Source organism: Stenotrophomonas sp. SrG (genome assembly GCF_050031795.1).
Lineage (GTDB): Bacteria > Pseudomonadota > Gammaproteobacteria > Xanthomonadales > Xanthomonadaceae > Stenotrophomonas > Stenotrophomonas rhizophila_A.
Map to the genome: position 1 here is coordinate 1 of NZ_JBNBBE010000401.1, position 260 is coordinate 260.

General features: G+C 60.0%; 1 protein-coding gene. It reads right to left on the minus strand.

The features are described from left to right. Positions 1-74, minus strand: a 74-nt coding sequence (locus ACQG3P_RS20250) for a polyhydroxyalkanoate synthesis regulator DNA-binding domain-containing protein (RefSeq protein ID WP_426806043.1), incomplete at its 3' end; no start/stop codon positions are given. Positions 75-260 lie beyond the last annotated feature (186 nt).

Consider the following 260-nt stretch of genomic DNA (forward strand, 5'->3'; position numbering starts at 1 on the left):
GTGATGTAACTGGAAATCTCGGTGTCGTAGAGACGGCGGTTGGGATACTTCTTGATGATGCGGTTCGCGGCCATGAAGCAATCACTCGTCAGCGTAAGGGCGAAGCATGGCGCAGCGCAGCAGGCGGTGCAACCTCCTGTGGTCATTTGGTGGCGTTCTTCATGCTGCGCAGCATGGGTGCAGCATTCCGGGGTATTCGCAACGCCTGCAGCGCTTGCCCACGTTTTGCTGCGCAAAACGTGGGCCCCGGCGGCATGCCG